Consider the following 14,883-nt stretch of genomic DNA (forward strand, 5'->3'; position numbering starts at 1 on the left):
GCCGGAAGTCGAATGCAACCGTGTGCATCACGGGGCATTGAGCCAACGCTAAAAAGGACCAGGAACCCCCAACCATGATGGCGACAAAAATAATCCCGCCCGCCGACGGCGCCTATGCCTATCCCTTGCTGATCAAACAGCTCTTGCTGTCCGGTGTGCGCTACGAGCCGGGCCGGGAAATCGTGTATGCCGACAAACTGCGCTACAGCTACCAGACGCTCAACCAGCGTATCCGCCGGCTGGCCAATGCCCTGACGGCGGCCGGCGTCAAGGCTGGCGACACCGTGGCATTGCTCGACTGGGACAGCCATCGCTACCTGGAGTGCTTCTTCGCCGTGCCGATGATCGGCGCGGTGCTGCACACGGTGAACATCCGTCTTTCGCCGGACCAGGTGCTCTTCACCATGAACCACGCCGAAGATGATGTGGTGCTGGTGCATGATGATTTCCTGCCGTTGCTGGAGCCGATCCAGGACAAACTCACCACCGTCAAACGCTACGTGCAATTGACGGACGATTCGGCGACCGATACCTCATTACCGGTGTTGGGCGAGTATGAGCACCTGCTGTCCCAGGCCTCAGACCAGTACGACTTCCCCGATTTTGACGAGAACTCGGTGGCGACGCTGTTCTACACCACCGGTACCACCGGCGACCCGAAAGGGGTGTATTTCACCCACCGCCAATTGGTCCTGCACACGTTGAATGCCGTCGCCACGCTGGGCGTTTATCAAGGTCAGCCACTGCTGCGTTCCGATGACGTGTACATGCCCATCACGCCGATGTTTCACGTGCATGCGTGGGGTGTGCCGTATGTCGCGACACTGATGGGCATCAAGCAGGTCTATCCCGGCCGCTACGAACCCAACAGCCTGGTCAAACTCTTCCGCGAAGAAAAGGTCACGTTCTCCCACTGCGTACCGACCATTTTGCAAATGATCCTGAACTGCGAGGCGGCCAAACAGACCCGTTTCGACGGTTGGAAAATGCTCCTGGGCGGCAGCGCGTTGACCCTGGGGATTGCCAGCGAGGCGAGCGCCAAAGGGATTGCGGTGCACTGCGGTTACGGCATGTCGGAAACCTGCCCACTGCTGTGCCTGACTTACCTGCGTGAAGACGACCTTGCGCAATCCACCGAGGAGCAACTGGCCACCCGCATCAAGACCGGGACACCGGTGCCGATGGTTGACCTGAAAATCATCGATGCCAGTGGCAATGACGTTGTCCATGACGGTGAGTCCCTTGGGGAAATCGTGGTCCGCGCGCCCTGGCTGACCCAAGGCTATTTGCATGAGCCCGAAAAGGGTGCCGAGCTGTGGCAGGGCGGTTGGCTGCACACCGGCGACATGGCTTCCATCGACCCGTTGGGCGGGGTGGAAATCAAAGACCGAATCAAGGATGTGATCAAGACCGGGGGCGAGTGGATCAGCTCCCTGGAGCTGGAGAGCCTGATCAGCGAACACGAGGCGGTGATGTCCGTCGCGGTCGTCGGCATTGTCGATGAACAGTGGGGCGAACGGCCCATGGCGCTGGTGGTGTGCGAACCGGGGCAGTATCTGGATCGTAAAATCCTTGAAGCGCATCTTCAAGGCTTTGTCGAGAGTGGCCGCATCAACAAATGGGCGATCCCCAAGCAGTTCAAGTTCGTGGCTGAAATCCCCAAGACCAGTGTGGGGAAAATCAACAAGAAGCTCATTCGCGAACACGCGTTGGCTGAAGGTTGAGGCCACCGGGAGTTGGCTGGACGCGGACTTCCCGGGGTAGTAAATGAACGTGGCGTGAGGGCAACCTCACGCCACGTTTTTGTTTGTGCCTGTCTGGCGTTTTGTGAGGGCGAATTAGAGATTTGCCCTACGGCCATTGCCTACTTCCCTGACTTCTTTCCGGTTTGATCCCCGGCAAAGTCTCGCGCGCCCATTTTCTGCGCGAGGGATTGCTGATGTTCGACCCGATTTTCCACACCACTTCATACCGTTCGGTGCGTTGATGGCGCACATCGCCCGCATCGAGCAGGAGCTCGACCGTTTTCCGGACACCTTGTCTCTCTACCGTGAACAGCTGAAACGCTGGTTTAACCAAACGGCAGACCAAGCCAGTCACATTGCTGATTTGCCTTCGCTGATGGGTATGGAACGGATCGTCCGATTCGGCACCACCATCACCACGGTGAGCAGTGGCGACGACGAGTTTTTCTCTACCGTCGTGCAATGCCAGAAGGGCGGAAAGCTAGAAATCGAGAGCAAGTTTGAATCGGTTTATGACGTTCCCGTGGGGAATATTCAGGTCGATGTAATTGCCATGGATGGCGGCAAGATCACACCGGTCAAGCTCGATGAAAATGGCAAAGGGACTTTCACGGGGGAAGCGGGCAAGTTCTATCGCATCCACGTCAACGACGAAGTAACACCGCAGCAAGTCGATGATCTTTTCTCTTCTTACGACGGTCTGACCGCAGAACTGGGGGGCTGGTTACGCAAAGAATGGGAAGGGTTTAAGCCGCAGTGGTCGCAGTCGACTTTGCGGCTGCCGGGAATGGATTGCTGGCGGGAGGATGGGCCGCGGTCATGGGGGTTTGGGATGGCCTGAGCCTTGTCTTTGACATCCTCAAAAATCCAGGCGCTCACCTTGAAAAGCTTGGCAGCGGTGCGCAGCACCTCATCGATCTGGCGAAGCAATCTCCTGCAGCGATGGAAAAAGCCATGCTGCTGGCCAGTGATGAAGCGGCGCTTTGTCTGCTGTTTCGCGCTGCCAGTCTGTGGTTGTCGGCGTTACCACCCAGTGAAGTGGCAGGTAAGGCGGCAGAGCTGGCCAGCCACGTCATCGTCTCGGTGTTGATCGATATTCTGATTGCTTTGGCGTTGGCCTGTACGGTGATAGGTATACCCATCGCCAAAGCCTATTTAGCATCTCGCGGGCTCAAGTACGGGATGGTGTTGGCCGGTTTCGCGATCCGTTTCATCGAGGCAACTTTCAACATCCTCACCACCTTCATGAAGTACGTCGACCAGTACAAAACAGTCGCCGCACGCGGTGTCGCGGCCGGGTTGAAACAAGGTCGGATGCAACTACGCTGGGATGCCAAACGCAACACCACCCTCAAGCAAAACGAACACCACGACAACGCCCCGGATCAGGCGAAAAACCCCAACGGCGACTCAGCCGATTCTGCCAACAAAACCGCCACCAACAAATGCCCGGTGTCGATGGTCACTGGCGAAGAACTGCTGACCCTCACCGACGGTTCGCTGGACGGCCTCCTGCCGTTCGACTTCACCCGGCTCTACCGCACCAGCGCTGCCGAGCTCGATAGCGGCCTCGGTTTCGGCTGGAGTCATTCCTTATCCCATCGACTGGAAATCGATGGCGACAGCGTCATCTGGATTGACCACGAAAACCGTCGCAGCGCTTTCCCACTGCCGAGCAGCGAGCGTCCGGCCATCCACAACAGCCTGTCGCGTGCGGCGATTTACCTCGGTACTGAACCGCAAGAACTGATCCTCGCCCAGGCCGGTGACGACACGCGCTTTTACCACTTTCACCACGGTCGACTCACGGCGATCAGCGACGCCTACGACAACCGCCTGCGCATCACCCGCGACCGTCAGGCGCGCATTCAGCGCCTCGACAACGGCGCCGGCCGTGCCTTGCGCTTGCGCTATGAACGCAATCATCTGGTCGCCGTCGACTACCAGGTGTTTACCCCGGCGCAGACCCTCGACGAGTCCTGGCAGACCGAGCAAACACTGGTCAGTTACACCTACGACGAACGCGCGCAACTCATCGAAGCGACCAACGCCGCCGACGAAAGCGAGCGCTACGACTACGACGACCAACACGTCATCCTCCAGCGGCAACTGGCTGGGGGGGCGAGTTTTTCTGGGAGTGGGAGCGCTCCGGCAAGGCCGCGCGCTGCATCCGTCACTGGGCGTCGTTTGCGCAGATGGACGCGCGCTATGTCTGGGATGACGCTGGCAGCGTCACCGTCCACAACAGCGATGGCAGCGAAGAAGTTTACGTCCACGACGAGCGTGCGCGGCTGGTGCGCAAGGTCGACCTGGACGGTGGCGAACAGCTCAAGGCCTACGACGAGCAAGGGCGGCTGATCGCCGAAAAGGACCCGCTCGGCGCCGTCACCGAATACCGCTATGACGAAGTCGGACGCCTGGTGGCGCTGATTCCGCCAGAAGACGAGCCAACGGCCTACGAGTACCGCAACGGTTTCCTGCATGCGCGCTATCGCGGCCAAGCCATTTGGAAGTACCACCGTAACGCTCAGGGCGACGTCACCGAAGCGACTGACCCCGATGGCCAAACCACCCATTACCACTACGATGCCCAAGGACGTTTGCTGTCGACCCGCTACCCGGACACCAGCCGCCATGTATTCGTCTGGAATGCCTTGGGGCAATTGCTCGAAGAGACCTTGCCGGACGGTGGTCAACTGCGCTTTTCCTACGATGCCTTGGGGCGGCAGCTTACCCGTCAGGACGAACATGGCGCGGTCACGAAGTACCAATGGGACGCCGTCGGTCGACTGATCCAGACGACCCTGCCGACAGGCGCCAGTCGCGCCTATAGCTACAACGCCTACGGAAAAATCACCGCCGAACGCGACGAACTGGGGCGCGTCACGCGTTACGAGTACGTCGACGATCTGCACCTGGTCAGCCGCCGCCTCAACGCCGATGGCACTCAGCTGAAATATCGCTACGACAACGCGCAGCTGTTACTCACGGAAATCGAGAACGAATCCGGTGAAAAATATCAGCTGGACTACACGCCCAGTGGCCTGATCCGACAGGAAACCGGCTTCGACGGCCAACGCACCGCGTACGCCTACGACCTCAACGGGCACCTGCTGGAGAAAACCGAGTTCGGTGCTGATGGTTCGCAGCTCGTTACCGCGTATGAACGGGATGCGGCCGGGCGCTTGCTGGTCAAAACGCCGCCCGACGGCATTCAGGTCGCCTACCGCTACGACCGCCTCGGTCGGCTGATTAGCGTCGACGACGGCCACGACCACCCGCTGGAATTCGAGTACGACCAACAAGACCGGCTGATCACCGAACATCAGGGCTGGGGCACGCTGCGTTATGCCTACGACGCCTGCGGCCAGCTCACGCGCCTGCGCCTGCCGGACAACAGCAAACTCGACTACCACCACGCCAAGGGCGGTACGCTGACCGCCGTCGACCTCAACGACACGCGGCTCACCAGCCATCAGTTTGCCTTCGGTCGCGAGCAGCGTCGCCAGCAAGGCCAGTTGCTCAGCGAATATGCCTACGACGATCAGGGTCGTTTGCAGGCTCACGCTGTCAGCCAACGGCAGAAATCGCTGTATCGACGCGATTATGCCTACAGCGCCAACGGCAATCTCGACAGCATTGCCGACACCCGCCACGGCCAGCGCAATTACCAATACGACCCGCTCAACCGCCTGACGGGCGTGCGCCACACTCGCGACGACCCACCGGAAAGCTTCGCCCACGACCCGGCCGGCAACCTGCTGATGCAGGACCGACCCGGCGCCGCCAACGTGCGGGGCAATCGCCTGCTCCTGCAAGGCGACCGCCACTACGATTACGACGCCTTCGGCAACCTGATCCGCGAACGTCGCGGCACCGCACAGAAACTCGTCACCGACTACCGCTACGACTGCCAGCACCGGCTCATCGGCGTCACCACCCCGGACGGACGCAACTCAAGTTACCGCTACGACGCCTTCGGCCGCCGCATCGCCAAAACCGTCGACGGCCACACCACCGAATTCTTCTGGCAGGGCGACCATCTCGTTGCCGAAAGCAGCCGCGAACACTACCGCAGCTACGTCTACGAACCCGGCAGCTTCCGCCCGCTGGCGATGCTCGACGGCAAAGGCCCACACAAGGCCTGCCCGTTCTACTACCAACTCGACCACCTCGGCACGCCGCAGGAACTGACCGATTTTGGCGGCGAAATCGTCTGGTCGGCGAAGTACAACGCCTACGGCAAAGTCACGCGCCTGGCGTTCGGCGGAGGCGAGCAGCTTGAGCAGCCGCTACGGTTTCAGGGGCAATACTTCGACGCCGAGAGCGGCCTGCACTACAACCGGCATCGGTACTATGATCCGGATGTTGGACGGTACCTGACGCCGGACCCGATCAAGTTGGCGGGTGGGCTGAACCAGTACCAGTACACGCCGAATCCGACGGGGTGGGTTGATCCGTTGGGGTTGAGCGGGAATTGCCCGCCACCGAATAAATCTGGGTGTGGGGCGCCGGATGATACGACTGGCGCTAGGGTTGATGAGGGTGAGTCCAAGTTACCTAAGCCAAAAACACGCCCTCAAAACTTTGCTGATGAAGAAAAGCTGATTGGGCACTATGAAAAGCATGGCGCAGAATTTAAGGCTATGAGCAAGGAAGAATATTTACTTATAGCCCGTGACGTTGTGAATCATGGCACCCGTGTGGAGTACGTATACAAAGGCGAAATTCGAGCGGGGTATTTACAGTTGATAGGTAATAATCGAAAAGGCGAGGCAAAATTCGCTGTTGTCGGCACAAACGATAAGCAGGAAATTACGACGTTACACACAAAAAGTGGAAAGGAATTCTGGAAAACTATAAATGGTGATGCTCGCGATAAAGTAGTGAGGCCGGCGAATGACTAAGAAATATGAAGCGATGGTGCTGGCAATAGGCCGAGTGGTTGAGGAGGAGGTCTTATTACTCGTGAAAGGTTTAGAAGTTAAATGCTTCGCAAGCTATTGCCCATCAAAGATTGAAGTGGGTGAGACCTATCAAGTGGAGTTCGAGTTGGTACTTCCCGACAACGATGTTGTCGCTGCGGCAGAGGAGCCACTCCCTACACTCATAGAAATGATAGGTAACGGATTTTCATGCGCGCTTTATGGGTATTTGGATGGGAGCGTGTTTCGATCTTTCGTTGATTTTTCGGATCAGGACATTCACTACGACCATCCTCATCTGAACGGACAATTTGTAAAAATTCAGGTGGATCGAATAGACGTGTCTTTCTGATGGCAATTGCGAAATTTCTGGGCAAGCTCGTCGGAAGTTTCCTTCAACTCGTATCGATTTCCATGAACTGGTGCAGGTCGGCCCTCATCGATAGTCTTTCACCTGTCGCTGCAAATTCAGTGACAGGGTGTGGAAGCCCTTCTATCGTTAGGCGCGTCACGCGCCACCAGTTCGGCGTGTTTTATCGTCTGTGTTTTATGGTGGCTGTGCGCGGGGCGCTTTCGAGTGCGCCGGGTGCCTAACGTCCCGGTCTTCCACACCTGCGTACAGCCGCCACCTATTGCGTGGAAGTGATTTTTGGCGGCTTCTATCCATACGTTAGGACTTAAATCGATGAAAACTCTGACACCCGACCCACCCTACGAAAAACCAATCCCCCACCCCGACAACCGCTTCATGGCCCTCACCGGCAACTGCACCGACATGCCCACGCTGTTCGTCGATACCCACGCGCCGCTCGATGTTTTATACGAAGCCGCCAACTATCGAATTCGCGCCGTCACGCAGGTGCTGGAGAACATTTCGATGCGAGGTTCGGTTGAGTGCGAATCCTTCATCCTCAGCGACTTCGCGTTGCTCTGCGCCATTCCATTGCGCGATGGCTGTGATGTGCTGGATGTAGTGGGGCGGCGATTGCGGGCACGGACCTCTGAGGTTTAGAAATTGAGGATCAGGCTCAACAATCGGGCTGCCTGATCTGGCCTCTTCGCGAGCAGGCTCGCTCCCACAGTTGATCGCATTCCAATGTGGGAGCGAGCCTGCTCGCGATGGCGTCGGAAAATTCAGCGATGCCCTGCAAGCAATGAATCCTCTTTTTCTGGCGCAGGGGCAGACCAAGCACTAACAACCGACTGCAAAAACTGCTGCGACAACTCAGGTTTATCCAGCGCCCTGGCAATGAGCATTGCGCCGGCTATCGATGCCAGGATTCGCAGCGACTCCTTGTAATTCTCCTCATGGTTTTCGCCTTCGACAAGCACCATCAGCGTTTCGATCAAGCGCTCAACACCTTTGGTGAACGAGCTGCTGACCGTGCCGCCGGTTCGGGCGACGTCAGCGGCCAGTGCGGGGATGGGGCAGCCTTCGGTCCAGTTATCCATGTGGCTTTGCGTCAGGTAGCCCTCAATCAGCGCCGGTATGGATTTAGCGTTTTGCCAATCCTGGATGTTGGACTCGAACGTGCGGCTGACGGCTTCTGAAGCCAGCTGTTCCTTGCCCCCTGGAAACTGTCCGTAGAAGCCGCCGTGGGTCAGGCCGACTGAACGCGACAGTTCGCCGATGCCGATCCCGTCGATGCCTTTTTCCCGGTACAAGCGGGACGCGGCAGTGAGGATCGCCTCTTTGTTGGCTGCTGCCTGGTCTTTCGTGACTTTCATGAACGGCTCCTGTCGCCGAACGGGCCTTGCCAAGGCCACGTGTCGCTGAGATGTTGTTATTTATTATGTTCGTCATATAAGATCGCCGCAATGGCTTTGTCGGTGTCGGCGAATGTCTGGCGACTCCCGAGCCGCTGGCTCATGCCACAACACTCTACGTGGGCTGATCTATGCAACGTAATGATCTTCGCAGTATCGATTTGAATCTGCTGGTGGTTTTCGAAGCGCTCATGCAGGAGCGCAGTGTCAGCCGTGCCGCGAAGAAACTGTCGCTCGGACAACCGGCGGTCAGCGGATCCCTGGTGCGATTGCGAAGGCTGTTCAACGACCCATTGTTTGAGCGCCACGGACGCACCATGGTGCCCACCGCGCGGGCGTTGTGTGCGGCGCAGACGCTGGGGCCAGCGCTGGATTCTGTGTGTCATGCGCTGGCGAATAACAAGGCTTGAACCGGGGTAAGTCTCTTTTTTTGCCTTTAAACATGACGACCATCATTTAAGTTGATACCCAACTTCACTCCGTTCAATTCGTCGATACCTCGCGCGAGGTCGAGAATCCGGAAATTCCTAAACCGTCTGGCGGACACCCCCCATGGAACAGTCACTGAAACCTTTGCGTTATCCCCTTGCTGTGTTGGCTCTGACGGTCCTCACCGCGTGTGATCGAACACCCAACGCCGCTCAGGCTCCGGGAGCGCCGCACGTCACCGTCGCCAAAGTGCTTGAGCAACCCATCACTGAATGGGATGAAGTGACTGCCCGTCTGGAAGCACCGGAAACCGTTGAGGTCCGCCCACGGGTTTCCGGTCAGATCGAACGTGTTGCCTTTACCGACGGTGTGCTGGTGAAGAAAGGCGATTTGCTGTTCCAGATTGACCCGCGTCCGTTCGAACACGAAGTCCATCGTATCGAAGCGCAGCTGCAACAGGCTCGCGCCACGCTGGTTCGCACCGGTAATGAAGCGCAGCGTGGTCAGCGTCTGTTGAGCAGCAACGCCATTTCCGCCGAGCTGGCTGACACCCGCACCACCACCGCGCAAGAAGCCAAGGCCGGTGTCGATGCCATTCAGGCGCAGTTGGACCTTGCACGCCTGAACCTCAGTTTCACCCGCGTCACCGCCCCGATTTCCGGCCGTGTCAGCCGTGCTGAAATCACCGCCGGCAACATCGTGACAGCCGACACCACACCCCTGACCAGCGTGGTCTCCACCGACAAGGTCTATGCCTATTTCGATGCAGACGAACGCTTGTTCCTCAAATACAGCCAGCTCTCGCGCCAAGGGCAACGCAGTCAAACCACCCCCGTGTACATGGGCCTGTCGAACGAGGAGGGCAACAGCCACCTCGGACAAATGAGCTTCGTCGACAACCGGGTCAATCCCAAGACCGGCACCATTCGTGGTCGCGCGGTGTTCGACAATGCTGACGGCCAATACACCCCGGGCTTGTATGCCCGGTTGAAGCTGGTGGGCAGCGCAGCCTATGCCGGCCTGCTGATCAAGGACGAAGCGGTGGGCACCGACCTGGGCAAGAAGTTCGTGCTGGTGATCGATCAGGACAACAAGGCCGTGTACCGCAGCGTCGATCTTGGGCCGAAGCTCGAAGGTTTGCGCATCGTGCGCAGCGGCTTGCAGAAAGAGGACCGCATCGTCATCAACGGCCTGCAACGGGTTCGCCCTGGCGCTGTGGTCGCCCCGCAGGATGCGCCGATGGCCGATGCGGAAACCGTCGCGACCCTGAACCGTCAACGTCAGGCCATCGAGGCGGGCAATCAACCTGCCGCTCCGTCCTCGATCTCAGACAAATCACCGGCGCTGGTGAAAACGGATGCGTCCGTTTCACCTCGCGGATAAGAGAACACCGCCATGAAATTCTCTCAGTTCTTTATCACGCGGCCGATCTTCGCGGCGGTGCTGTCGCTGCTGATCCTGATCGCCGGGGTGATCTCGCTGTTCCAGCTACCGATCAGCGAATACCCCGAAGTGGTGCCGCCGACGGTGGTCGTGCATGCCAACTACCCGGGGGCCAACCCCAAGGTCATCGGTGAAACCGTTGCGGCGCCGCTCGAACAAGCCATCACCGGCGTCGAGAACATGCTGTACATGTCCTCGCAGTCCACCGCTGACGGCAGACTGACGCTCACCGTGACGTTCGCATTGGGCACTGACCTGGACAACGCTCAGGTCCAGGTACAAAACCGTGTGACCCGCACCGAACCCAAGCTGCCCGAGGAAGTCACGCGCATCGGTATCACGGTCGACAAAGCTTCTCCCGAGCTGACTTTGCTGGTGCATCTGGTCTCGCCGGACAAGCGCTACGACATGCTCTACCTGTCCAATTACGCGATCCTCAACGTCAAGGATGAGCTGGCGCGCCTGGACGGTATTGGTGACGTGAAGATGTTCGGTATCGGCGACTATTCGCTGCGAATCTGGCTTGACCCTCAGAAAACCTCGTCGCGCAATCTCACCGCTATCGATGTGGTCAACGCGGTACGCGAGCAGAACCGTCAGGTCGCGGCCGGGCAACTGGGGTCACCGCCCGCGCCCAATGCCACAAGTTTCCAGATGTCGATCAACTCTCAGGGGCGGTTGGTCACCGAAGAAGAGTTCGAAAACGTCATCGTCCGCGCGGGCAGTAACGGTGAAATTACCCGCCTCAAAGACATCGCCCGGGTCGAGCTTGGTTCCAACCAATACGCGTTGCGCGCCTTCCTCAACAACCAGGAAGCGGTGGCGATGCCGATCTTCCAGCGCCCGGGCTCCAATGCCATCGACATCTCCGACCAGGTGCGGGCGAAGATGGCCGAGTTGAAGAAAAACTTCCCGGAAGGCATGGACTACGAGATCGTCTACGACCCGACCATCTTCGTGCGCAGCTCGATTGAAGCCGTGGTTCATACCCTGTTTGAAGCACTGATCCTCGTGGTGCTGGTGGTGATTCTGTTCCTGCAAACCTGGCGCGCCTCGATCATTCCACTGGTCGCGGTACCGGTGTCGTTGATCGGCACATTCGCCGTGATGCACTTGCTCGGATTCTCGCTCAACGCCCTGTCGCTGTTCGGTCTGGTACTGGCCATCGGGATCGTCGTCGACGATGCGATCGTGGTGGTGGAGAACGTCGAGCGCAACATCGAGTCGGGGCTTGAACCGATCGAGGCGACCAAAAAAGCCATGGGCGAGGTGACGGGGCCGATCATCGCCACGGCCTTGGTGTTGTGCGCGGTGTTCGTACCGGCAGCGTTTATTTCCGGCTTGACCGGACAGTTCTATAAACAGTTCGCGTTGACCATTGCCATTTCGACGGTGATCTCGGCGTTCAACTCTCTGACCTTGTCGCCCGCATTGGCTGCGGTCCTGCTCAAGGCCCACGGCGCGCCAAAAGACCGTTTCTCCCGGGTGCTGGATCGTGTGCTCGGTGGCTGGTTGTTCAAACCGTTCAACCGGTTCTTCGACAAGGCCAGTCACGGCTATGTGGTTGCCGTGGCCAAAATCATCCGCGGCAGCAGTGTGGCCTTGCTGGTTTACGCCGGACTGATCGCGATGACGTACTTGGGCTTCAGCACGACCCCGACCGGTTTCGTGCCGACCCAGGATAAAAAATACCTGGTGACCTTTGCGCAATTGCCAGACGCGGCCAGCCTTGATCGCACCGAGTCGGTGATCCGTCGCATGAGCACCATCGCGATGAACGAGCCGGGTTTCGACAGCGCCGTGGCATTCCCGGGTTTGTCGATCAACGGTTTCACCAACAGCCCCAACGCCGGCATCGCGTTCATCGGCTTGCGGCCCTTCGATGAACGCAAGGATCCGAGCCTGTCTGCCGGGGCTATTTCCGCTTCACTGAACGCCAAGTTCGGCAGCATCCAGGACGCTTACATTGCGGTGTTTCCGCCACCACCGGTTCAAGGCCTGGGCACTATTGGCGGGTTCCGCCTGCAGATCGAAGACCGGGGCAACCTGGGTTATGACGAGCTGTACAAAGAAACCATGAACATCATCACCAAGAGTCGCAGCGTGCCGGAGCTGGCCAACCTGTTCACCAGCTACACGGTCAATGTGCCGCAAGTCGAGGCGGCCATCGACCGAGAAAAAGCCAAGACCCACGGCGTCGCGATCAGTGAAATTTTCGACACGTTGCAGGTCTATCTCGGGTCGCTGTATGCCAACGACTTCAACCGTTTCGGTCGTACCTATCAGGTCAATGTTCAGGCCGAGCAACAGTTCCGTCAGGAACCCGAGCAAATCGGTCAGTTGAAGGTGCGCAATGACCGCGGCGAGATGATCCCGTTGGCCACTTTCGTCAACGTCAGCCCGACGTCCGGGCCGGATCGGGTCTCGCACTACAACGGTTTCGTCACCGCGGAAATCAACGGCAGCGCAGCCCCTGGCTACAGCTCCGGCCAGGCGCAGGCCGCGATTGAAAAACTGCTCAAGGAAGAACTGCCCAATGGCATGACCTACGAGTGGACCGACCTGACCTTCCAGCAGATTTTGTCAGGCAATACGGCGCTGCTGGTGTTCCCGCTCTGCGTGCTGTTGGCGTTCCTGGTACTGGCTGCGTTGTATGAAAGCTGGAGCCTGCCGCTGGCAGTGATCCTGATCGTCCCGATGACCCTGCTGTCGGCGATTGCCGGGGTGATCATTTCCAAGGGCGACAACAACATCTTCACCCAGATCGGCTTGATCGTACTGGTAGGCCTGGCCTGCAAGAACGCGATTCTGATTGTCGAGTTCGCCAAGGACAGACAAGAGCAAGGCATGTCGCCGCTGGAGGCTGTCCTGGATGCTTGCCGCATGCGTCTGCGGCCGATCCTGATGACCTCGTTCGCGTTCATCATGGGGGTGATCCCGCTGGTGACGTCCACCGGTGCCGGTTCGGAAATGCGCCGGGCCATGGGGGTGGCGGTGTTCTCCGGGATGCTCGGTGTGACGTTCTTCGGATTGCTGTTGACCCCGGTTTTCTTTGTCCTGATTCGTCGCTACATCGAGCGCAAAAACGCGCGCCAAGTCACCCATGTCCACCCGGCAAACGCTTCGAATTCGGAGGCACACTGATGAATGCTTCAACGCTTTTTTTACCCGGTCTTCTGGTCGCTGCGCTCGCCGCCTGCACGGTTGGCCCCGATTACAAAACACCTGACACGGCACCTGCGAATGTCGTCTCGGCACAGACCAGCAACTATGATCAAACTCATTTGAGACGGTGTGGTGGCGGCAGTTTGACGACCCCACACTCAACCAACTGGTGAGCAAATCCCTTGAGGGCAACCGCAATCTGGGGTCGCTTTCGCTCGCTGGAAAGCAGCCCGTGCGATTCGTGATGACATCAGCAACGACAACTTGCCGGTCGTCACCAGCCGCGTGAGCAGCCATCAGGGCAAGGCACAAGTGCCAGGGCAGACCGAAAACCGCGTCAATACCGAGCGTTATGACCTGGGCCTGGACATGGCGTGGGAAGTCGATCTGTTTGGCCGGATCCAGCGTCAATTGGAGTCCAGCGACGCTCAGGAAGACGCCGTGGCCGCCGACCTGTATCAACTTCGCGTGACCATGATTGCCGAGTTGGTCGATGCCTATGGGCAGTTACGGGGCGCGCAACTGCGGGAAAAAAATAGCCTTGGCCAACCTCAAAAATCAGCAAGACTCGCGCACTGTGACAGTCAGCCTGCGTGATGCCGGGGTGGGCAATGAGCTCGACGTGGTGCGTGCCGATGCCCGGTTGGCTGCTGTCGAGGCGACGGTGCCGCAACTGCAAGCGGAGCAGGTGCGGCAGAAAAACCGCATCGCCACGCTCTTGGGCGAGCGCCCGGATACATTGAGCGTGTCGTTGGAGCCGGCCGACTTGCCAGCGATCGCCAAAGCACTGCCGATTGGCAATCCCGCCGAGTTACTGCGCCGGCGTCCTGATGTCCTTGCCGCCGAGCGCAGACTGGCGTCCGCCACGGCGGATATCGGCGTGGCCACCGCCGATTTGTTCCCTCGGGTCAGCTTGAGCGGGTTTCTCGGTTTCACCGCGAGTCGCGGTTCGCAAATAGGTTCCAGTGCCGCCCGGGCATGGGGACTGGGCCCGAGCATTACCTGGGCGGCCTTTGATCTGGGCAGTGTGCGAGCGCGCATTCGCGGTGCCAATGCCAACGCAGAAGGCGCCTTGGCCACTTATGAGCAGCAAGTGCTGCTGGCGCTGGAAGAATCTGAAAATGCGTTCAGCGACTATGGCAAACGCCAACAACGCTTGCTCTCGTTGATCAAGCAAAGCGAGTCGAGCCGTGCAGCGGCGGACCTGGCGGCGATCCAGTACCAGGAAGGGACGGTGGACTACCTGGTTTTGCTGGATGCACAGCGCGAGCGACTCAATGCCGAGGATGCTCAGGCGCTGGGTGAGACTGAACAGTATCGAGGGATCGTCGCTATCTACAAATCGTTGGGCGGTGGTTGGGACAGCGGTGAAAACAAGGTCGCGCGACTGGATTGAGTGGCCCGACTCC

7 protein-coding genes and 2 pseudogenes are annotated in these 14,883 nt (G+C 58.8%); 8 read left to right on the forward strand and 1 reads right to left on the reverse strand.

The window, feature by feature from the left end:
- Window positions 1-74: 74 nt before the first annotated feature.
- From AB4N76_RS25635 to AB4N76_RS25650, 4 genes and pseudogenes are all read left to right on the forward strand, one after another.
- Complete coding sequence (locus AB4N76_RS25635; RefSeq protein ID WP_046028024.1) at window positions 75-1,724, forward strand: fatty acid--CoA ligase; 1,650 nt, start codon at window positions 75-77, stop codon at window positions 1,722-1,724.
- A gap of 262 nt (window positions 1,725-1,986) precedes the next feature.
- Window positions 1,987-6,652, forward strand: a pseudogene (locus AB4N76_RS25640) (RHS repeat-associated core domain-containing protein).
- Window positions 6,645-7,022 (forward strand): hypothetical protein, encoded by a 378-nt coding sequence (locus tag AB4N76_RS25645; RefSeq protein WP_223523675.1) that lies wholly within the window; start codon window positions 6,645-6,647, stop codon window positions 7,020-7,022. The pseudogene AB4N76_RS25640 and the gene AB4N76_RS25645 overlap by 8 nt, the downstream one beginning before the upstream one ends.
- Window positions 7,023-7,355: 333 nt before the next feature.
- Entirely contained in the window at window positions 7,356-7,682 is a 327-nt protein-coding gene (locus AB4N76_RS25650) for a hypothetical protein (protein ID WP_109788133.1), read from the forward strand.
- 122 nt (window positions 7,683-7,804) lie between these two features.
- On the opposite strand, the gene AB4N76_RS25655 is transcribed toward AB4N76_RS25650, so the two are convergent.
- Window positions 7,805-8,398: a TetR/AcrR family transcriptional regulator gene (locus AB4N76_RS25655; protein ID WP_460163719.1), complete on the reverse strand. Its 594-nt coding sequence runs from the start codon at window positions 8,396-8,398 to the stop codon at window positions 7,805-7,807.
- 170 nt (window positions 8,399-8,568) lie between these two features.
- On the opposite strand from AB4N76_RS25655, the gene AB4N76_RS25660 reads away from it, so the two are divergent.
- The 4 genes and pseudogenes from AB4N76_RS25660 (at window position 8,569) to AB4N76_RS25675 (ending at window position 14,870) form a co-directional block, all read left to right on the forward strand.
- On the forward strand, window positions 8,569-8,847 hold the full coding sequence (locus AB4N76_RS25660) for a LysR family transcriptional regulator (protein ID WP_046028022.1): 279 nt from the start codon (window positions 8,569-8,571) through the stop codon (window positions 8,845-8,847).
- Window positions 8,848-8,989: 142 nt separating this feature from the next.
- Window positions 8,990-10,249 carry a multidrug efflux RND transporter periplasmic adaptor subunit MexE gene (gene mexE / locus AB4N76_RS25665; RefSeq protein WP_223523678.1) on the forward strand — a complete coding sequence of 420 codons (1,260 nt, stop codon included), beginning with the start codon at window positions 8,990-8,992 and terminating at the stop codon, window positions 10,247-10,249.
- A gap of 12 nt (window positions 10,250-10,261) precedes the next feature.
- Window positions 10,262-13,453: an efflux RND transporter permease subunit gene (locus tag AB4N76_RS25670; RefSeq protein WP_460163720.1), complete on the forward strand. Its 3,192-nt coding sequence runs from the start codon at window positions 10,262-10,264 to the stop codon at window positions 13,451-13,453.
- Window positions 13,453-14,870, forward strand: a pseudogene (locus AB4N76_RS25675) (efflux transporter outer membrane subunit). The gene AB4N76_RS25670 and the pseudogene AB4N76_RS25675 overlap by 1 nt, the downstream one beginning before the upstream one ends.
- Window positions 14,871-14,883: the final 13 nt, after the last annotated feature.

It is taken from the genome of Pseudomonas sp. S2_F03 (assembly GCF_054668335.1).

Bases quoted from the DNA above. Each gene is read 5' to 3' on its own strand.
- AB4N76_RS25635 (WP_046028024.1), top strand. From the start codon at position 75: ATGATGGCGACAAAAATAATCCCGCCCGCCGACGGCGCCTATGCCTAT.
- AB4N76_RS25645 (WP_223523675.1), top strand. From the start codon at position 6,645: ATGACTAAGAAATATGAAGCGATGGTGCTGGCAATAGGCCGAGTGGTT.
- AB4N76_RS25650 (WP_109788133.1), top strand. From the start codon at position 7,356: ATGAAAACTCTGACACCCGACCCACCCTACGAAAAACCAATCCCCCAC.
- AB4N76_RS25655 (WP_460163719.1), bottom strand. From the start codon at position 8,398: ATGAAAGTCACGAAAGACCAGGCAGCAGCCAACAAAGAGGCGATCCTC.
- AB4N76_RS25660 (WP_046028022.1), top strand. From the start codon at position 8,569: ATGCAACGTAATGATCTTCGCAGTATCGATTTGAATCTGCTGGTGGTT.
- mexE (WP_223523678.1), top strand. From the start codon at position 8,990: ATGGAACAGTCACTGAAACCTTTGCGTTATCCCCTTGCTGTGTTGGCT.
- AB4N76_RS25670 (WP_460163720.1), top strand. From the start codon at position 10,262: ATGAAATTCTCTCAGTTCTTTATCACGCGGCCGATCTTCGCGGCGGTG.